Below are 19,543 nucleotides of genomic sequence, written 5' to 3' on the forward strand. Positions count from 1 at the left end.
TTACTTCGATTTAATGTTCAAGTACTCCCGGCTCAGCACCCATTTCTCCTGCGCCTTCATCGTCACGGTGTCGGTCAGGTACTGCTCTATCATAAGGCCGGCGATGGGGGCAGCGGACTGGCCTCCCCACTTGCCGTGCTCCACATACACCGCAATCGCGATTTTGGGGTTCTCCATGGGGGCGAAGGCCACGAACACGGCATGGTCAGGTCCCTGGGGGTTCTGAGCCGTACCCGTCTTGCCGCAGACCACAATCCCTACCTTCTCCAGGTTGGCTCTGCGGGCCGTGCCGGCACGCACCACCTCGGCCATACCTTCAATGATGGGCTCGTAGTGGTGCGGCTTCACAGAGGTATAGTGGCGCTCCTGGTTCTCCTGGAGTGGCTTGCCGTTCTCACCGATGGAGCGGATAAGGTGCGGGGTCACGTAGTAGCCTTTATTGGCGATAGTCGCCATGAAGTTGGCCATCTGGAGTGGCGTCACGCCCAGCTCACCTTGCCCGATGCTGAGGGAGTAAATGGTGGAGTACTTCCATCGGTTCTTGCCGTACACGCGGTCGTACAGGTCCGTAGAAGCGACGACGCCTTTTTTCTCACCCGGAATGTCGATGCCCAGTTTTTGGCCAAAGCCGAAGGTCAGCACCTGCTCGCGCCAGTCTTTCAGGCCCAGCGAAGTGTCGGTGAAGGTGTTCTTGGACTTGCCTTGGTTGAGGAGCGCCCGGTATGCCTGGAAGAACCACGGGTTACAGGAGTGCTGCACGGCTCCACGCAAATCGAGGGGCGAAGGGTGGGGGTGGCAGTTCACCAGCGATTTGTTACAGGCGTACCGGGTGTTGGGGTCTATCACGCCCTCCTCCAGCGCAATCAGGGCCTGAGTCAGCTTAAAGATGGATCCCGGCGGGTTCTGGTCGGCCATAATGGGGCGGTTGAACATGGTCTTGTCCGGGTCCTGGAGCAGGGACATGTAGTTCTTGCCGTAGTCTTTGCCGGTGAAGAGGTTGGGGTCGTAGAACGGGGCCGAGATATAAGCCAAAATCTCGCCGGTCGCTGGTTCAATCGCCACGACGCTTCCTTTGGCGCCATCCATCAGATACTCGCCGTAGGCCTGTAGGTCTAGGTCGATGGTGCTCACCAGGTTTTGGCCCGCTATAGAAAGGGTGTCGTAGGCGCCGTCTTTGAAGGAGCCTTTGTCGATGCCCCGGACGTTCACCATCTTGTACTTGACGCCACGCCGGCCCATCAGGTACTTCTCGTACTCCATCTCTATACCTGCCTTGCCGATGTAGTCACCGGGGCGGTAGCCGTGGTAGGCCGTATCCTCCAACTGCTTCGGGCTTATCTCGGCAATATAGCCTAAGGCGTGCCCCAGGCTCTTGTGCGGATAGCCACGCGCCGTACGAGCGTTGATGTAGAAGCCGGGAAAGTCGATGAGGTTGTCCTGGATGTGCGCGAAGTCCTGCGTGGTGAGCATCTGCATGAAAATGGAGGGCTTCACCCAGGAGTAGGCACGAGCCTTCTTAAAACGCTCACGGGCATCCTCCAGCGGAATCTCCAGCATGTTGGCCAGGCGCAGCGTGTCGATGTTGCGCGCCTCCTTGGGCACAATCATCAGGTCGTATACGGGCGTGTTCTGCACCAGCAGCTGGCCGTTGCGGTCGTATATCAGCCCCCGGAACGGGTACTGGATAACGGTTTTGATGGCATTGGTCTCGGCAGCCTGCTTGTAGCTGCTGTCCACCACCTGGATGTAGAACAGGCGCAGCGCATAGACCACACCCACCACCAGGAATATTGCTTGTATGACGTATTTTCTATTTTCCAGGTAATTCATCTATTCGCTCTCTTAAGGGAGAAGAACAGTAACTGCAGGATGACCATCACCACGCCTGTGAAGAGTACGCTCAGCAGAATCTTCGGCACGGTGGACCACAGGCCACTCAGGCTAAAAATCTCCAGTATGAAAACGGCTGCATGATGCACCAGAATCAGTGTCATCGCATAGGCCAGGAACCAGCGCCAGCCCATCACGTGTATGTTGACGGAATCATTGGTATCGTAACCATCGCGCGGCGTGAGAAGGTTCAATATGAAAGGCCTTAAATAGGCCAGCAACACGCTGGCCGCCGCGTGTATACCCATGGTGTCGTAGAAGATATCCACGGAAAAGCCCGCCACAAAGCCCAGGAACAGCAGCAGCACGCGATTCATGTTGATGGGCAGGAACAGCAGGAAGGCAATGTAGATGAAGCAGAAACCCGTGCTGAACAGCACCAGGCTGTCCATCAGCAGGATTTGCAGCGCCACAAACAGCACAAACTGCACGATATGTCTTATACCTAGGCTGCTATTCATTTGGTTGTATACCTGCTTCTAGTTCCAAAGAATCCTGTTCCGGCCTGCGCGTGCTTTCCACCACGTACACATAGGAGAGCTGCGCAAAATCAACGGACAGCTTCACCCGAATGGTATAGAAACTTCTGTCTGCCTCTTTCTCCACAGCGCTGATGGTGCCCACCATAATGCCTTCCGGAAACACGGTGTTATAGCCGCTGGTCACTACGGTGTCGCCTTGCTCCGGCTTGACGTGCAGCGGGATGTAGTCCAGCAGCGCCGTGCGGTAGTCGCCGCCGGTCCACTTGATGGTGCCAAAGGTGTTGTCCTTCTTGATTTTGGCGGATATCAGCAGCTGCGAGTGCAACAACGAGGTGACCGTGGAGTAGCGTTTGGAGACTGTTTTCACACGTCCTACGGCTCCGTCCGGCGAAATAACGCCCATACCTGGCTTTACCCCATCCTGGCTGCCAATGGCCAGTGTCAGGTAGTTATTGGTACGGCGCACGGAATTGTTGATAACTCGGCCAGCGTGCAGGATAAAGGGGTATGCCCTGGCGGAATCGGAGGGGACGTAGAGGGTCGTGTCCAGCCGCGCCGTGCTGTCCATCTGCTCTCCCAATCTGTAGTCCATCAACTCTTTCCGCAGGACGGCGTTCTCCTGTGCCAGCGTCGTGTTGATGGACGCCAGCCTGAAGTAATTGGTCACGCCACTCTGGAACTCCAGCACCTGGCCCACATAGGTGTTGGCGGAGTTGAACACGGCCGCTCCCTGATAGGTGTTGTAACGCACTATCAGGAAGATGCACAGCGCCTCCAGCATCACGAATATGAGGAACGCACGGAACCGGTATATAAAAGCAAAAAGATTCCGCATGCGGTACTGTTATGTCAGCAGGACATTTTTGAAGCCTTCGAGATTTTTGATGGCTGCACCCGTGCCACGCACCACTGCTCTGAGCGGGTCTTCGGCGATGTGGATGGGCAGTTTGGTCTTGGCTGCCAGGCGCTTGTCGAAGCCACGCAGCAAGGCCCCACCGCCTGTCAGGTGAATGCCGTTGTCGTAGATGTCGGCCGACAGCTCCGGCGGGGCTATTTCCAGCGCCTTCAGTACCGCTTCCTCAATCTTCGACACTGACTTGTCCAGTGCGATGGCGATTTCCTGGTAGGTCACCTTGATTACCTTCGGTATACCTGTCATGAGGTCACGGCCACGTATTTCGTAGTCAGCTGGCGGGTTCTCCAGTTCTGTGAGGGCGGAGCCTACCTCTATCTTGATTTTCTCAGCGGAACGCTCGCCAATCAGCAGGTTGTGCTGGCGGCGCATATAGTCCAGTATATCCTTAGTGAACACGTCGCCGGCGATGCGGATGGACTGGTCGCACACGATGCCAGAAAGGGCCACCACGGCAATCTCCGTCGTACCACCCCCTATGTCCACAATCATAGAACCGATGGGCTGCTCTACGTCTATACCTATACCTATCGCAGCAGCCATAGGCTCCTGAATCATCCATACCTCCTTGGCGCCTGCATGCTGGGCCGAGTCACGCACAGCGCGTTTCTCCACCTCGGTTATACCTGAAGGGATGCAAATCACCATGCGGTGCGATGGCTGGAACAGACGACGGCCCGTGTCAATCATCTTGATCATACCCCGAATCATCTCCTCAGCGGCGTGGAAATCGGCGATTACGCCATCTTTCAGCGGACGGATGGTCTTGATGTTCTCGTGGGTCTTCTCGTGCATCTGCATGGCGTTGCGGCCAATGGCAAGCACCCGACCAGTGGTGCGGTCCACCGCGATGATGGACGGCTCATCCACCACGATTTTGTCGTTGTGGATGATGAGGGTATTGGCGGTACCCAAGTCAATGGCTATATCGCTGGTAAGAAAGTTAAATAGTCCCATTCTTATTTTATGAAGGCGTGCGGCTGCCTTGTTATATTTTTAATATACAATATTTCTAAGCAAAAACTTGCGGCAAAATTAGTGATTTTCAGCGGAATTAATAATGCCCGTGCAGAAGACGCAGAAGTTTTCAATCTTTTTCTGAGCCATATTCCATACAATTTCTCCCTGCTGCTCCTGATAACGCCTTCGCAGGCATAAAATTGACCCGTTGATTTTTTTATAAAGCTTTTCAGAAAGTTTCGGGACAGGTCCAAACGGCGGGGTGGCATTGGATAATCCATAAAAAAGCCCCACCCGGATGGGGTGAGGCTTGCTGGTTGAGTAGCTATACCTTAGTGCTTGAAATGGCGCACGCCGGTCATGACCATAGCCATGTTGTGGGCATCGCAGTAGGCGATGGAATCCTGGTCCTTGATGGAGCCACCTGGCTGCACCACGGCTTTGATGCCTGCCTGGTCGGCAATCTCTACGCAATCTGGGAAGGGGAAGAAAGCGTCAGAAGCCATCACGGTGTTGCTCAGGTCGAAGCCGAAGCTCCTGGCTTTTTCAATGGCCTGGCGCAGAGCGTCCACACGGGAAGTCTGACCCACGCCACTGGAAATCATCATCTTGTCCGTAGCCAGTATGATGGTGTTGGACTTGGTGTGTTTGCATACCTTGGCAGCGAACACCAGCGCCTTGTTCTCTGCGGCAGATGGCACACGTTTGGTGGCGGTAGTGAAGTCGGCTTCTGTCTCGGTCTTCAGGTCTTTGTCCTGCTCAATCACGCCGTTGAGCAAAGTCTTGAACTGTTTCTTAGCTAGCTCCACCGGCTTTTGCTTCAGCAGGATGCGGTTTTTCTTGGAGCGCAGTAGCTCCAGCGCGTCAGCGTCGAACTCCGGCGCTATCAATACCTCGAAGAACAGCTTGTTCAGCTCTTCGGCAGTGCCCAAGTCAATGGCCCTGTTGGCGATAATCACACCTCCGAAGGCGGATACCGGGTCAGTTGAAAGCGCGTTCAGGTAGGCCTCTTTGATGTTCTCGCCGGTGGCGCAACCGCAGGCGTTGGTGTGCTTGAGTATGGCTACTGCCGGCTCCTCGAACTCAGCGCACAGGGCCACGGCCGCGTCCACGTCCACCAGGTTGTTATAGGAGAGCTGCTTGCCGTTAAGCTGCTCGAACAGGTCCTCTAGCTTGCCGTAGAAAGTGCCCTGCTGGTGCGGGTTCTCGCCGTAGCGCAGCGGGGTAGCCTCGCGCACGCTCTGCTTGAAGGCAGGTATAGCCTGGTCCTGGTTCAGGTAGTTGAAAATGTGTGTGTCGTAGTGCGAGGACACATCAAATGCCTTAGCCGCGAAGCGCTTGCGGTCCGCCAGCTCCGTGGCACCGTCTTTCGATTGTAGCAGTTCTACTACCTCATCGTATTGCTCGCGCGACGACACGATGAGCACATCCTGGAAGTTCTTGGCCGCCGCTCTTATCAAAGAAATGCCGCCGATGTCAATCTTCTCAATCACATCCGCTTCCGAAGCGCCTGATGCCACGGTCTCCTCAAATGGGTACAGGTCCACCACCACCAGGTCAATCGGCGGGATTTCGTACTGCTCGCGTTCTGCCAGGTCGCTCTCGTTGGCGCGACGGTGCAGGATGCCCCCGAACACCTTGGGGTGCAAAGTCTTCACACGGCCTCCGAAGATGGACGGATAGGCGGTCAGGTCTTCCACGGCCACTACCTCGGCGCCCTGCTCCTCCAGGAAGGCCTGCGTGCCGCCAGTGGAGTAGATAGTCACGTTGTGCTGCTTCAAGAGCTCAACCAGTGGCTCCAGGCGGTCTTTGTAGTAAACCGAGATGAGTGCGGATTTGATTTTAACGGATTGCATAGGTGCGGTAACGGTTATGATGGATTGATGGGATTATCTTTCAACGTCAGTAGTTTTTCTACCACTTCTGGCAGGTATTTATGCTCCAATTGCAGCACGCGGGTGGCCAGGTCCTCGGGTGTATCGCCGGGATGTACCGGGCAGCGCTCCTGCAGTATGAACTCACCCTTGTCGTACTCCTCGTTCACGCGGTGAATGGTGATGCCGGATTCCTGGTCGCCGGCCGATACGACAGCCGTGTGCACATTGAGGCCGTGCATGCCTTTGCCGCCATACTGGGGCAGCAGGGCCGGGTGTATGTTAATGATACGGTCCGGGAAAGCCTGCAGGAAGTTCTGAGGCACGAGCCACAGGAAACCGGCCAGCACGATGAGGTCGGGCCGGAAAGACTGTACCTGCTCCAGGACTTCATTGGTATTATAGAACTCGTCGCGGGAAAACAAAAAAGCCGGGACGTGGAAGGTCTCGGCTCGTTTAAGGGCATACGCTTTCGGGTTGTTGGCGAACAGGGCGGCCACACGGATGTGGGGGTGGTGCTCGAAGCACTCCATCAGGCGCTGGGCGTTGCTGCCTGAGCCCGAAGCAAAAATGACTATATTCTTTTTATCTGCTGGTGCCAAAGGTATAGGTATGTATTGCAGCCGCAAATATAGCGGGTTTGGCCGTAGAAGCCAGCATGGCGCGCGGAAAAGGTATAGGAATCTACCGCCTGAAGGTCGTGGTGTAGAGGTCTATCCAAGCCTGCGGCGTCATCTTGGAGGCCAGTTCTCCGATAAGGGCCAGCGGCACCTGCTCCGGTTTCTTGAAGCGGATGCAGCTTTTGCCCATGTCGAGCTTGGCTTTGCTATACCTGGGGTATTCCCCTTGGAACCAGTTGAGCAGTTCCTCATCGGCGTAGAGACCCATGTGGTAGACGGCGATGAAATTTTTCTGGGAGGCGATGCTCAGGAAGGGCAGCGGCAGTTTGGGGTCGCAGTGGTAGCCGGCAGGGTATAGCGTGTGCGGCACCACGTAGCCTAGCATGCCGTAGCTCATCACTTCCTCAAAGCCCGTGGGAAGGTTTTGCAGAATGACGTTCCGCAGGGAGTGCATCGCCTGTTGGCGGTCTTCGGGGAGTTCAGTCAGGTATAGCTCGGGTGTTGTGGCGGTTGATTGCATGGGGTAGTGGTGTTATAACGGTTTGTACATAAGGTGTATGAGGCGTTGCTGAGTATAGAGCCTGTGCAGGGTTAGCCATAGTTATTTTATTCGTTTACTAGACAATGAACTAGCTTCTGCTGCTGCTTTTGTTTACTTGGGGCAAACTCAGTTTCTAGAATTTCAAACACTTTTACTTTTTTGATGGGTTGGTTCAATATCTCCCTAATTTGATTCTCTGTTACTTCAACCTGAAATCCTATAGAAGCTCCAAGCCCCAAAGGGTCGTTAAAGCATGTTGCATTCTCCAAAATCAGTTCGTTTCCGTCAGCCATTAGAAGCTCGAACTTTCCCATAGATAAAAGCATACTGTCTGGGAGCATATCACGAGAAGCCGCATGGAGCGAGAGCACATATTTTGGAGAGCTACTGCTGGAGTTTTTATCAATGGCCTTTTGAATGAGGAGACTGTAAAAGTCTTTTGAATTTACTACGCCACCTTTAGTTTCAATACCTGTCTTTTTGTCCTTTGTAACGCTTACTAGGCCGCACCCCTGTGCCATTGAGTAATTAGATAGTGCGATGAATGATATAAGGAGAATTAGGTTCTTCATGTTTATAAATTGTGGCTAAGGCACATTCATGCGCTATAGGTATTGTTTCCTTCTAGTGCTTTTTACTTTTGGGTGAACCTAATTAGTTCTTTAATATACATATCACCGAAGCTGTCTTTGGTCATTGTTATAAACCCTTCTGTATGGTTGCCGCTGTGCTTTAAGGTTTCTCTGTTACGCCTTTGCAGGGCAATCTTCTCGCTCTCTTCCACTGTAGTGAATTCGTCTTTTTCACCCGCCACGAGGAGCATGCTGCACTTTATTCTTTTCAGTTGCGAGTCATAGTTGTCGGCACCCTTTGGCAAGATGATATCCCTGTCCTTCAGTGCCTTTATTTTTTCCACGTAGGCACTAGGGGCATATACATATCCTTCCCCTATCAGGAAATCCGCTTTCTCCTGCTGCAGGGCAAGGGTTGCGACGATGGTACCCATCGAGAAAGCCAGCACACCAGTTTTGTTTCCTTGGATGTTCTTTTTCGTCCATCTCAACACGGATTGAAGGTCAGTGGCAAATTCATTGTAGTAGAGGTTGAGCGGGTTTATCTCAAAGTCTGAGCTTTTGCCAAATCCCCTGTAGTCAAAGGCAACCACGGTGTAGCCGCTTTCTGTCAGCGATTTAATGTGGTAAAGCCAGTAGGACATGTTGCCGCCATCTGCATAAGACAGCACCAATGTCGTCTTATTGTCTTTCGAGGTAACTGGCTTAATATACCATGTGTTTATCTCGTACCCATCAGGTGTTTTTACCACCTGCTGCTCATAACTCATCCCCAAGCTGTCTGGTGTAGTTATGTACTCTCTAACTGGCCTGATAGCATAACAGTCGAGGGAAAACAGTAAAACAAATGCTAAGAGAATGTTTTTCATTTTTGGTTGGCATTAAGGCTAACGGATTAGGCTAATTGCTGTGGCAGACTTAGAAGTAATATTCTACCGACAAGTGTAAAGCTTCATTGGATTACCTTTTATAAATTACAGCCATAGCAATTAGCAGTTGTTAGCTGGCGTTTATGTCTAAATTAGTTCAGGCTCTAAGGCTGTCTCTACCACTTTACCTTTACTTACATTTATCTTGTAAGCTTTGTCTGCTTTATTTTGAGTAATAACTCTTCTCAACTGGGTGCCTTCAAAGTAAAGACCGGCTGTTTCATCACAAGCATAACCTGGAAGCAACTTGCCTTCTTCAATCATTTTTAAGTATAAAGGACGCCTCTCTGCTTCAGTATGGTAGTGAGGACAGTTACTTCCTTTCAAGAATCCTAATCCTTTCACAGCAGTATAATTCTCCGGCCTGGAATCAGAAAGCCCCTCTTCAAACCAACAAATTGCCCCTGCGCTTGGTCCTGATAAAACTATTCCTTTCTCCCAAGCTTTCTTCAGAATGATGTCAATGCCATGGACTTTCCATAATGCTAAAGCGTTCAATGTATTGCCGCCTGTTACTAGAATAGCATCCATTTGTAACAACGTTTCTTCGAAAGGTGCTTTTTGCTCTGCACTCGTCACAAAGACTTTCTGCACAAAAGGTTGTATCGGAAGTTCTTTCGCTATTTCAAACCATTTGTTGATGTAAGCTTCGCTGTCTCCCATAGGAGTAGGCAAGAAACATATTTTAGGATTTTCTTTTCCTGTAAGGGAAATAAGGTAATTGATAGTTTTAAGGTCATACCCTCCGCCAGTTAGAAATATCTTCCTTACTTCCTTTTTCTGTGCAAACAACTCTATATTACCAACGATGGAAAAGCTAACGGTTGCAACTGTTGTATTTCTTAAAAAATCTCTTCTTCTCATGTTTTATAGCTTTCAGCTAACTACTGGATAAACGGAACTCTACTCCTGCTATACACACAAATCTGGCGGCTAGCAGGAGTTTGCTTTATGTTAAATATAAGAAGTTCTATATGAATTCTACCGAAAAGAGTCCCAAAACTAAGCCATCGATTTCCGCTTCGCCTTGAGCGACCACGTAAACCGGAACTCCGCCACCTGGTCTCCGCTCTCATCTATACCTGTGCTCGTGGCTACTACCGTCACACCTTCGCCGGTAGCCTTAGTCTGGTCAGCAGCGGCTTTGATGCGTGCGCCGTCTTCGCAACGGAAGGATATCGTACCCACTGCCTTTTTCGTGAAGCTCCCTTCCATGTGCACCACCAGCATCGACACGGCCGGGTCGGCTTGATAAGTCTGGGCCATGCACAGCAGGCCTGTGGAGAGCTCGGCAGCCATGCTCAGGCAGGCGAAGTAAATGGAGTTGAAAGGGTTCTTGTTCAGGTACTTGTAAGGTATGGTCACCACGGCACGCTCCTGTGAAATAGCGGCCACCCGCAAGCCAGCCAGGTAAGCCATGGGTAGTTTAGCCAGCATGAAGAGGCGCAGCTTGTTGGGGGAGGAGGCGAGTTTCAGAAACTGCTCTGCGGATTGTGGTTTCACGGAAGGCATGGCGTTGGGTTTAGTACCTGTTCAAGTTAAAGCTACGGCTGTATGTCAGGGTCAGGTTCTGCTGCTGCCTTACTTCTGTGCCTTAGAGCAACTGCTGCAGATGCCCTGCGCCGAAAAGTGCAGCTCCCTGACCTGGTACCCCGCCGGCATGCGCAGCGCCGGTATGTGTACCTCGTTGATGCAGTAAGTCTGTCCGCAGGAGGTGCAGCTGAAATGGATGTGGTTGTCGTGGTGCTGGTGCTGGTTACAAGCCTCTTTGCACAGGGCGTATTTCACGGCGCCGCTTCCATCGTTGATGCTGTGCAGCAGACCCTTCTCCTCGAAAGAGTGCAGCGTGCGGTATAGCGTGACGCGGTCGTACTGCTTGCCCAGCTGCTGCTCGATGGCAGCGTGCGCCAGGGCGTGCTTGTTCTCCAGGAACAGGTTCAGGACATCGGTGCGGCAATTGGTCTTGCGCAGGCCATACTTGTGTATGATTTGGTGAAGTTTGTTCATATAGGTTTGTCAGGGAGTGCAGGGCATCAAACCAACAAATATAGCAATAGTACACAAAGGCGCGAACACAGGCTGTAAAAAGAATGCATCCGTAAGGGGTGACATCACAAGCTTTGATGTTGAAAAGAGCTGTCATGTGGAGAGGCTGTCAGGTATTCAGATTCGTAAAACATTTTCAGGTAAAGAGCTGTACCTCCAATTGTTCCATTCAAATTAACCTATACTTCATGAAAACATATTTACGCGCATTCTCTATTATTTTGGTGTTGATGCTGTGCCAGCAGGCTGTGTGGGCGCAGGCCGTGCGGGAGCCTACTTTGGACAGCACCCTCGACAACATCGAAACCATCAAGGTAAACACACCTGAAGTGTTCAACCTGTTTGTAAGGGCCTTCGACAGGTCTGACGAACCCGTGCAAATCAGGATGCGGCTGAACGACCCGGCGCAACGCAACCTCATTGCGCTGGAGTACAACCTGAACCCCGATGCCCCTGACTTTGTAGAGGCCGCCTTTGACGAAGAGGGCGTGGCCATACTGGGTGACCCGGAGGAGTTCCTAGAGCTGCAGGACACAACGGTATACCTGCGCATCACGGTGTCTGAACCCGGCACTTACCGCTATACCTTTGACCTGTTGCGGGCCGACCTCAACCCCATCTCGCCGGTCTCGGAGTCGGTGGTGGTGGCCACCACGCTGCCTGCCAGCATCCGTAGCTCACTCAACCTAAACCCAACCCTGGTGAAAGGAGCTGACACAGAATTTGACGTGGTGCTGAGGAGAGGGGAGACTGCCGCCAACACACCGGTATACCTTCGGATGACGCTGAACAACCCCGCCCAGGCCAGCAGAGTCGCCTTGCAGTACCAGGACGGACAGCAGTTCAAACCCCTGGCGTTCAACCAGCAGGGCGTGGCCAGCTACGGGCCAGAGGCAGGCTTCCCCTTAACCGACCAGACCCTGACCTTCCGGGCGAACTTTGCCGATGCCGTGAACTATGGCTACAAACTGGAGATTGTCAGGCGCGCAGATAACAGCGTATTGGCTACCCGTGAGGAAGTGGCCTCGGTGCTCAACGTAGCAGGTATAGACGACCAGCTAGGAGACGAACAGGTGAAGGTATACCCAACAATGGTGACCAACGGCTACGTGGTGCTAGAGTTGGGCCAGGTATACGACGCGCAGGTGCAGGTACTGGATGCGCTGGGCAGGACCATGCTGACGGCAGACAGAGTGAGCGGCTACAACCGCCTCAGCACAGCGGGCTTCGCCAGGGGGCTGTACTTCATCAAGGTCATCAAAGATACGGAGGTGGCCAGCGGACGATTTATCGTGCAATAGCGGCCCATGCATACCTAAGCAAGCAGGCTGGTCTGGCAAGCGCCGGATCAGCCTGTATTCATAGGTATAGCTCAGTTCATTAGCAGCATCGACAGGATGCCGCACAGCATAATCACTTTGCAGACGTTGCTCAGGTACGTGAAATCGCGCTTGCGGTCGGCACGTACTAACCGGATGACCAACCAAACGCTGGGGAGCAGCACCAGCGCCAGCATGTACACATCAAATCCTGTTGTGGTGACCGGGTGAAAAACCACCAGGAGCAGAAACGCCTGGAAAGCGGCAATGATGGGGTATAGCACGTACTTCGTCTTGCGCAGTCCCACCACAATCGGCAGGGTGCGACAATCAAAGGATTCATCGCCTTTCACGTCCTCTACATCCTTTATAATCTCCCGAATCAGCGAAATCAAAAAGGCGAAGACGGCATAACTGATGGTGATTTTGTTCAGCGTGTCGGCATAGACAGCCACCACCAGTAGCATGGACGCTGAAAGGAGCGCAATGACCACATTGCCGATGAGCATTATCTTCTTGAGCCGGGCAGAGTAACCCCATAGCAGCAGCACTGCCCCCAGGTTAATCAACCCCACCGGAACAGCCAGCCACAGGCCCAGAGCTATACCTATAAATGAGAGCACCATGTGCGTGAACATGGCAGGGCGCCTGCGGATTGTTTTTCCCACCACCACGCGCTCCGGCTTGTTGATGGCGTCTATCTTGATGTCGTAGTAATCGTTGATGATGTAGCCGGCTGCGGCCACGCAGACGGTGGAGAGGGTGAGCAGCAGAAAACCCTGTTCCAACACGCGGCTCCAGTCAATGCTTGGGCTGAGCAGGCTGGCCTGCACCAGTGCCTGGCTTAGCATAACCAGCAGCAAGTTAGGGAAGCGTATCAGGTATAGAAACTCTTTCAAGGCAGGGGGGTAAGGTATAGCTACCGTAAAATTACAGCAGGGAAGTCCGCCGGCAAACCAAAGCGCATAAAAAAACCCCTTGCGCGAAGGGGTTTTTCTGTAGCGGTGTAGTGGTAGAATCAGATTCTCTGCACGTTTACCGCATTGATTCCTTTTTTGCCTTCCTGGGTATCGAAAGCTACTCGGTCGTGCTGCTGTATTTGAACACCGTTCAGACCAGTTACATGCACGAAGAAATCCTCATTTGTTTCGTCTTCAGTGATGAAACCAAAGCCTTTTGACTCAATAAAGAACTTTACTTTTCCTGTCTTCATAAAAATGAAAATAAATAATTTTGAATAAACTGACTGTAAGATTAAAAAAAAATTATATATATCCAAATAATTATTTGGAAAAAATTTGATATTTTATAATAGAAAAGTATAATAAGTATTTACACCTAAACTCCCAGTGACTACCACGTATCCTGTGCCTTCATAATCTTCTCAATCAGCTCCCGCACAGCGCCCTTACCCCCGTCTTTTGTGGAGATGAACGTGCATATCTCCTTGATGTCATCTGCTGCGTCGGCGGGGCAGGCTTTGAGACCGCAGCGCTGCATCACCTCCAAATCAGGCATGTCGTCGCCCATGTAGGCCACGGTAGCCGGATGCACGCCCTGCATGTAAATGTAGTCCTCAAAGACCTCAACTTTGTCCTCGGCGCCCAGGAAGATGTCCTCAATCTCCAGTTCCTCCAGCCGTACCCGTACGCCCGGCTCGTTCTTGCCCGAGATGATGGCCACCCGGTAACCCTGCCGGATAGCATGCTTGATGGCAAAGCCGTCTTTTATATTGAACGCCCTTACCTTCTCGCCGTCCGCGAAAACGTACAGGGTGCCATCGGTAAGTACACCGTCCACGTCAAATACGAACGTGTTGATGCGGGTCAGGTCTGGTTGAGTGATTGACATAGCGGTAAACAAAAAGGCCCTCTCCACGGAAAGGACCTTTAAAAATATAGAAATAAATTAATATTACGAATAAATTGTGGCAATATCGCCTTAATCCTGGTTGTCGCGCCACTCGTACACCCAAGCAGCCTGTATCTGCTCCAAGTGGCCTTCATTCGCCTGCTCGCGTGTGCCGGCAAAATTCGGGAGCGACAGCACCCAATCCAGCAGCTCTGTGAAACGGATTCTGTAAATCTTGGACTCGGTGAAATCATCGCCGAACTTCTCGTACAGCGCCATCGCTATGTCTTCGTGGTCGCCCCAGTGTATGGGCGGCTCATAGTTCTTATCCATATATCTTTTCAGTTATCAGTAAACAATTATCGGTTAGCTGCTTCATGCAGGAGGTATAACTGCAGGCAGTTAATGGCCCAGAAAGTCCTGCTCCGGTATGGTGACTACAATGTCTTCGTTGCCCTGCACCACGCACTGGCAACCCAGGCGGGAGTTGATGCGCGGGTCAACGGCACGGTCAATGTAATCCTCCTCTTTGTCGGATATCTCCGGCAGGTCATCCATGCCCGCCTCTATGTACACATGGCAGGTGCTGCAACCGCACACGCCACCGCAGTTGTGCTGCAGCTTTATATCGTTGTTCAGAGCCACATCCAGCACCGATTCTCCCTCTACCGCGGGAAGCACCTGGTCTGGCGAGCCATCAACAAACTTGAATGTTATATTTACGATTTTCATTTCTCAGTCGAATTTACGGTGCAAAGTTATGAAACCTGCCCCCCGAAACAAAACCCGGTAGTTTATACCTTGCCTGAGATAAGAACATGAATACGCGTAAATAGGTTATTCTGATGTATTGTCACTGGCCTGCTGCTGGATGCTCTGAGTGAGTTGGAGGTATAGCTCCTGGTAGGCAGGGTGTTGCTGCAGCATGCGCAAGTGCTCCTGTATCACGTTCTGGTCGTGGCGCACGGCCGGCCCCGTCTGCACCTGGAAGGGAGGGTGCTTCTCTGCCTTGTCTATCGTCTCGCGGATGAGGGGCTGCAGCAGTGTGCGGGGCAGCTCTGCCTGTTGCAGGATACGCTGGCTGATGCCCAGCAAATGGTTGGTGAAGTTGCAGGCGAACACAGCCGCCAGATGGAGCTGCTTCCGCTTATCTGAATCCACGACATGCACCTCGCCTGTAATGCTTGCTGCTACTCCCTGCAGCGTGCGCAGCGTCTGCTCATCCTCCGCCTCCAAGAGCACTGGCACGACAGAGAAATTCATTTGTTTCGATTTGGAGAAAGTCTGAAGCGGGTAGAACACGCCAGTTCTGGCTCCCGGTATACCTTGCAGAACAGCAAGCGGCTGCGATCCGGAGGTATGGGCCACAATGGCTCCGGCAGGTACTTGTAAGGTATGGGCGACTCCCGCCAGCGCTGCATCTGGCACGGCCATCAGGATAAGCTCTGCCTGGGAGCCGCTTAGGTCAAGCGACGCAAGAGGTATAGCGCCAGGTAACCGATGGGCTAGCTCCTCGCTGTGTGCGGCTGTGCGGCTGTACACAGCCACCACCTCATGCCCCGCCTCCTGCAGCGCCTGCGCCAGGTGCCAGGCTACGTTACCGGCTCCGATTAAAGCTATTTTCATGGTTGGGCTTTGGATTGGTTAGATTGATCCTTTATACAAATCCATTATTTGTACACATACAGCCTGTCTCGAATACCTTTTGAAGAAGTCCGCTCTGATTTTATCAGCATCATATTTATCATGATTTAGAACCATATCTTCCATCGCCTGATGTAGAGCCTCTACATCAGCTGGCTTCACTATCAAGCCATTTGATTTATTAATGATACTCTCAGAGCCACCACTATATGTGCTAATAAGTGGTTTTCCGCAAGCAATAGCTTCTATCAACGAAAGCGGAAGGTTCTCATGCAGACTCGGTAACACAAAGGCGTCACAATTTTGTAACTCATACACTACCTCATTTCTGTTTAGCCTGCCGAGCCATGACACCTCGTCCTTAATATCTAACTTCCTAGCCAGAATTTTGTATTCATCTCTCTGTGGTCCATCCCCACCGATTTTCAGAAGGCAGTTTGGGTATTTTTGAAGGAGTTTTTGAAAGGCATGTAATAAATACTTTATACCTTTTCTTTCTTCCAAAATTGCTAATGATACAAATACGAAGTTCTCACTTGGGTTACCTTTTGCTCTGGGTACAAAAAAGTCTTCATTGGTAAGGTTTGGAATAACCTTCATTTTAGGGATACCCCATTTTGACATTGTCGTTTCTTGCTGCGGGCTCACTACAACATTAAAGGCAGCTTTGTGAAAAGGCTTTAGTAAATAAGGGCTTATCTTGTTGTCTCTGGTTAAAAAAGATGGGAATGGAAATGGAGCCATATGCTCAGTGATTATAAAAGGCAGGTTAAATTCTTCTGCAAGCGCCATAGCTGCCCAACCAGCTGGATACGCACTGTGGGCATGGATTATGTCGACCTTACCATATTTCAACTGGAAATCTAAGAAATGTTTCCTATTTACATTAATAATAGTAGAGATGTTGCCATTTAAGATTGCTCTCGACCACGTAAGGGCTGGCGTATAATATTCAATCAAGTTTTTGTTCAATTTACTTACAGCAGCTTTTTTGAAAAAAAACTTAAAGAGTTTAGCAGCATTTTTAATATGGTCTTTGGCCTCTAGCAATAAGTCATGGTTATGTGTACCCCATGTGCTAATAGCAAAATTTGAATCCGGGAAAACATGAGCCATAGCTTGGGCCTGTTCAAGGAAAAATATTCCTGTATAAGGCTCGTCTCTACTAGGGTACCAAGATGGTATTATAAAAGTGTTCATAAAATCTAAGATAACTGCTACATTTTACATGTTACAAAAAAGGCAGGCTCAAAACAAGCCTGCCCTTTTTGTAACATGTAAAATGTGTGATTGACTTTTATGCCACCTGCGCCTTTCTCTCCTTTTTGGCTTTAGGCGCTCGGCCTTCACCGCCGCTGCCTTCTTGGTTGCGGCGCACGATGGCCATCACAAAGCCGATAGACATAATGATGGTGCCTATCCAGAGGATGTTTACGAATGGCTTCTCCATGGCCTTCAGGATGATGTAGTCCTTCTGCGTCACATTCACCCCGATTTTGAAGCGGTGGTTCTCCGTGTCAATGTTCAGGAAGGTGATGCGTACGCCCAAATCCTCAATGACTTCGGGTACACGGCCCATCATTTGGTCCTTTATCATGAGCACAGGGTGGGCGTGGTACTCTTTGCGCTCGCCCAGAATCTTCATGGCTGCTTGCACTGCCACGTCACCCTCAGCCATCTGCACGCCAGGCACCTGCTCAATCTGCTCAATGCCGTTGAAAATCGCGATGTAGTCGTTTAGAACGATGGTGTCACCGGCCATCACCTCATACTCCTGCAGCTCGCCCCAGTCCTTCTCCTCGTTCGGGTCTGGTACCGTGGAAACGTGCGTGTACAAATCCTTGTTGACGAAATGCTTGATGTCAGGCGAGGCAAGCAGGCCCATGTTCGGGTTCACCTGTGCCCTAGGGTATAGCAGGAATTCGCCCTCCGGACTTTCGTAAGCGACCTGATAGTAGGTGTTCTCAGGAGAGATGAGCTCCAGCGTATCGCCTGTCTCGTAGTATACCTTGTCCTCAACCTTAATCTTGCCGCGCGCGATGGCCGTGTAAGCATCATCGGTCTGGAACAGGAGCTCCTTGTTCACATAACCCGGCACGCCTTTCACTTCTTGGAACTGTCCGCGGTAGCTTACCTTGAACTTATCCATTTGTACAGGCGTGTTGCGCCACAGCAAGATGTTGTCGCGGTTAATCTCATCGGGGAATTCGCGAGAGTAAAGCAAACCCGAGTTGTTCTGCGAGATGATGTTAGAGTAGCCGGAAGAGAACAGAATGCCTATCAGCATCAGCGCTATACCTATGTGCGCCACGGCCCCACCGGAGAGCGTGATCTTCTTCTGGAGCAGACCAAGAATAATGCTGAAGTTAGCGAACACCGCGAACAGCGATACCACAAACAGCAGGATGTATACCGGGTTGTCCAGTTTGAAAGGGAAAATATCGAACTTGTTGGACAGGATGATAACCAAGCTGGAGAACAGCAGGGTCAGCATCAGCGGCATGGTTATGGCATCCTTGAAGCTGTTCTTGTTCGCTTTTTTCCACCACAGCAGCTGTCCAGTACCTGTCAGAATCGCGATGGCCACACCAGCCCACAACTGGAACTTGGTGTAGTGTGCAATCTGGTCAGCTGGCAAGGCCGCGTTGGACTCTATTCCTATGAAGCCCAGGAAGGCATTGTAAACCGGTATAGACGTAGTGGCCAGTACCTGGAAGGCGGCCAGACAGAGCACCGCAGCACCTATGAATACCCAGAACTCAGCATTGTAAGTCGAAAGCTCTTTATCAGTAGCCGGAATCTTCTTCCAGTTGTACACCAGCAAAGCAATGGCCAGTACGGTGAAGGCCGCCATGTAGGTGAACAGCTGACCAGAAAGACCAAGGTCGGTGAAGGAGTGCACAGAGGCATTACCCAATATACCGCTTCGGGTTAGGAAGGTCGCGTACAGAATCAGGATAAAGGAAGTGATAACAAGGATGAAAGAAGCTCGCAGGCCCTGTTTGCTGCGGCGGTAGGCAATCATGGTATGGATGCCGCCTACCAGCACGAGCCACGGAATGTATACCGCGTTCTCCACCGGGTCCCAGTTCCAGTAGCCACCGAAGTTCAGCGTCTCATAGGCCCAATAAGCACCCATCATGATACCGATACCCAGCGTCACGGCCGCGAAATGTGACCAAGGCAGCGCAGGCCGAATCCATTCAGTGAACTTGCCCTTCCAGAGGCCTGCGATAGCAAAAGCAAACGGAACAAGCGAGGCCGCATAGCCCAGGAACAAGGTAGGCGGGTGAATCACCATCCAGTAGTTCTGCAGCAGCGGGTTCAAACCGTTGCCATCCGTAGGAACGAAATTCGGGTCCATCTTGAAAACCGGTGCGTCAGCCATGAAGTCGCGCATCAGGATGAAAGGGGAGGAGCCCAGTTTGAAGTCACCAATCACCACTCCCAGAATCATGGAGGCGATGAAAATTTGCACGAAGGAGAAAATAGCCATCACTGGCGCCTCCCACGTCTTGTTCTTCTTGCCGGAGTTCATCAGCACCACGCCAAGGGCCACGTGCCAGAACAGCCAGAGCAGGAACGAGCCCTCTTGGCCTTCCCAGAAGCAGGAAATCATGTAGTGCACCGGCAAGTGGTTGGAGGAGTGGCTCCAGGCGTAATAGTACTCGTAGCGGTGCTCGTAAATGATGTTGAAAAGGCAGAATATAATGGCTAAAACGGCAAAGCCATGCACGTAGAAAGCGCTTCGGGCCAGCGTGCGCCAGCTTGTGTCGCCGCTCTCTTCGGTCTGCTTGCGCGAAGCCATGAAATAGGCATAGGAGGCTACGATGGCCGCTACAAAGGCTACAATCACACTGGCGTGGCCAACGTCTCCAATCAGCGTATTAATCATTTCTGAT

General features: G+C 51.7%; 22 protein-coding genes. 2 read left to right on the top strand and 20 right to left on the bottom strand.

Features of this window, described 5'->3' with window-relative positions:
* From mrdA to B051_RS0103085, 12 genes are all read right to left on the bottom strand, one after another.
* A complete protein-coding gene (mrdA, locus tag B051_RS0103025; RefSeq protein WP_018476702.1) occupies positions 1-1,830 on the bottom strand; it encodes a penicillin-binding protein 2 in 1,830 nt (609 codons plus the stop codon).
* Positions 1,827-2,351, bottom strand: a complete 525-nt coding sequence (locus B051_RS0103030; protein WP_018476703.1) for a hypothetical protein — start codon at positions 2,349-2,351, stop codon at positions 1,827-1,829. The genes mrdA and B051_RS0103030 overlap by 4 nt, the downstream gene beginning before the upstream one ends.
* Complete coding sequence (gene mreC / locus B051_RS0103035) at positions 2,344-3,207, bottom strand: rod shape-determining protein MreC (protein WP_026236154.1); 864 nt, start codon at positions 3,205-3,207, stop codon at positions 2,344-2,346. The genes B051_RS0103030 and mreC overlap by 8 nt, the downstream gene beginning before the upstream one ends.
* A 9-nt stretch (positions 3,208-3,216) precedes the next feature.
* Positions 3,217-4,242, bottom strand: coding sequence for a rod shape-determining protein (locus B051_RS0103040; protein ID WP_007652384.1), 1,026 nt, complete (start codon positions 4,240-4,242; stop codon positions 3,217-3,219).
* A gap of 335 nt (positions 4,243-4,577) precedes the next feature.
* A complete protein-coding gene (gene purH, locus B051_RS0103050) occupies positions 4,578-6,101 on the bottom strand; it encodes a bifunctional phosphoribosylaminoimidazolecarboxamide formyltransferase/IMP cyclohydrolase (protein ID WP_018476706.1) in 1,524 nt (507 codons plus the stop codon).
* A gap of 14 nt (positions 6,102-6,115) precedes the next feature.
* A complete protein-coding gene (gene purN, locus B051_RS0103055) occupies positions 6,116-6,721 on the bottom strand; it encodes a phosphoribosylglycinamide formyltransferase (RefSeq protein WP_018476707.1) in 606 nt (201 codons plus the stop codon).
* Positions 6,722-6,803: 82 nt separating this feature from the next.
* Complete coding sequence (locus tag B051_RS0103060; protein ID WP_018476708.1) at positions 6,804-7,259, bottom strand: DUF1801 domain-containing protein; 456 nt, start codon at positions 7,257-7,259, stop codon at positions 6,804-6,806.
* 86 nt (positions 7,260-7,345) lie between these two features.
* Positions 7,346-7,852: a hypothetical protein gene (locus B051_RS0103065; protein ID WP_018476709.1), complete on the bottom strand. Its 507-nt coding sequence runs from the start codon at positions 7,850-7,852 to the stop codon at positions 7,346-7,348.
* A gap of 62 nt (positions 7,853-7,914) precedes the next feature.
* A complete protein-coding gene (locus B051_RS20785) occupies positions 7,915-8,721 on the bottom strand; it encodes an alpha/beta hydrolase family protein (protein WP_083919414.1) in 807 nt (268 codons plus the stop codon).
* A gap of 147 nt (positions 8,722-8,868) precedes the next feature.
* A complete protein-coding gene (locus tag B051_RS0103075; RefSeq protein ID WP_018476711.1) occupies positions 8,869-9,645 on the bottom strand; it encodes a Type 1 glutamine amidotransferase-like domain-containing protein in 777 nt (258 codons plus the stop codon).
* Between the two features lie 138 nt (positions 9,646-9,783).
* Entirely contained in the window at positions 9,784-10,293 is a 510-nt protein-coding gene (locus tag B051_RS0103080) for a PaaI family thioesterase (RefSeq protein WP_018476712.1), read from the bottom strand.
* Positions 10,294-10,362: 69 nt separating this feature from the next.
* On the bottom strand, positions 10,363-10,788 hold the full coding sequence (locus B051_RS0103085) for a Fur family transcriptional regulator (RefSeq protein WP_018476713.1): 426 nt from the start codon (positions 10,786-10,788) through the stop codon (positions 10,363-10,365).
* Positions 10,789-11,015: 227 nt separating this feature from the next.
* On the opposite strand from B051_RS0103085, the gene B051_RS0103090 reads away from it, so the two are divergent.
* Positions 11,016-12,128 carry a T9SS type A sorting domain-containing protein gene (locus tag B051_RS0103090; RefSeq protein ID WP_018476714.1) on the top strand — a complete coding sequence of 371 codons (1,113 nt, stop codon included), beginning with the start codon at positions 11,016-11,018 and terminating at the stop codon, positions 12,126-12,128.
* Between the two features lie 71 nt (positions 12,129-12,199).
* Here B051_RS0103090 and B051_RS0103095 read toward each other — a convergent pair whose 3' ends face one another.
* The 7 genes from B051_RS0103095 to B051_RS0103125 form a co-directional block, all read right to left on the bottom strand.
* Entirely contained in the window at positions 12,200-13,045 is an 846-nt protein-coding gene (locus tag B051_RS0103095) for a geranylgeranylglycerol-phosphate geranylgeranyltransferase (protein ID WP_018476715.1), read from the bottom strand.
* A gap of 119 nt (positions 13,046-13,164) precedes the next feature.
* Complete coding sequence (locus B051_RS0103100) at positions 13,165-13,359, bottom strand: cold-shock protein (RefSeq protein WP_018476716.1); 195 nt, start codon at positions 13,357-13,359, stop codon at positions 13,165-13,167.
* Between the two features lie 140 nt (positions 13,360-13,499).
* Entirely contained in the window at positions 13,500-13,997 is a 498-nt protein-coding gene (locus tag B051_RS0103105; RefSeq protein ID WP_018476717.1) for a KdsC family phosphatase, read from the bottom strand.
* Positions 13,998-14,087: 90 nt separating this feature from the next.
* The gene (gene iscX, locus B051_RS0103110; protein WP_018476718.1) at positions 14,088-14,330 is read right to left on the bottom strand and encodes a Fe-S cluster assembly protein IscX; all 243 of its coding nucleotides are present in this window, start codon (positions 14,328-14,330) and stop codon (positions 14,088-14,090) included.
* A gap of 69 nt (positions 14,331-14,399) precedes the next feature.
* Complete coding sequence (locus B051_RS0103115) at positions 14,400-14,729, bottom strand: 2Fe-2S iron-sulfur cluster-binding protein (RefSeq protein WP_018476719.1); 330 nt, start codon at positions 14,727-14,729, stop codon at positions 14,400-14,402.
* Between the two features lie 105 nt (positions 14,730-14,834).
* The gene (locus tag B051_RS0103120; RefSeq protein WP_407636254.1) at positions 14,835-15,638 is read right to left on the bottom strand and encodes a Rossmann-like and DUF2520 domain-containing protein; all 804 of its coding nucleotides are present in this window, start codon (positions 15,636-15,638) and stop codon (positions 14,835-14,837) included.
* A gap of 3 nt (positions 15,639-15,641) precedes the next feature.
* On the bottom strand, positions 15,642-16,841 hold the full coding sequence (locus B051_RS0103125; RefSeq protein ID WP_018476721.1) for a glycosyltransferase: 1,200 nt from the start codon (positions 16,839-16,841) through the stop codon (positions 15,642-15,644).
* Between B051_RS0103125 and B051_RS23030 the strand changes: the two genes are divergently transcribed.
* A complete protein-coding gene (locus B051_RS23030) occupies positions 16,834-16,935 on the top strand; it encodes a hypothetical protein (protein WP_169336191.1) in 102 nt (33 codons plus the stop codon). The genes B051_RS0103125 and B051_RS23030 overlap by 8 nt on opposite strands.
* Before the next feature lie 3 nt (positions 16,936-16,938).
* Here the strand turns inward: B051_RS23030 and ccsA are convergent, their stop codons facing one another.
* Entirely contained in the window at positions 16,939-19,536 is a 2,598-nt protein-coding gene (ccsA, locus tag B051_RS0103130) for a cytochrome c biogenesis protein CcsA (protein WP_018476722.1), read from the bottom strand.
* Positions 19,537-19,543: the final 7 nt, after the last annotated feature.

The organism is Pontibacter roseus DSM 17521 (assembly GCF_000373265.1).
Lineage (GTDB): Bacteria > Bacteroidota > Bacteroidia > Cytophagales > Hymenobacteraceae > Pontibacter > Pontibacter roseus.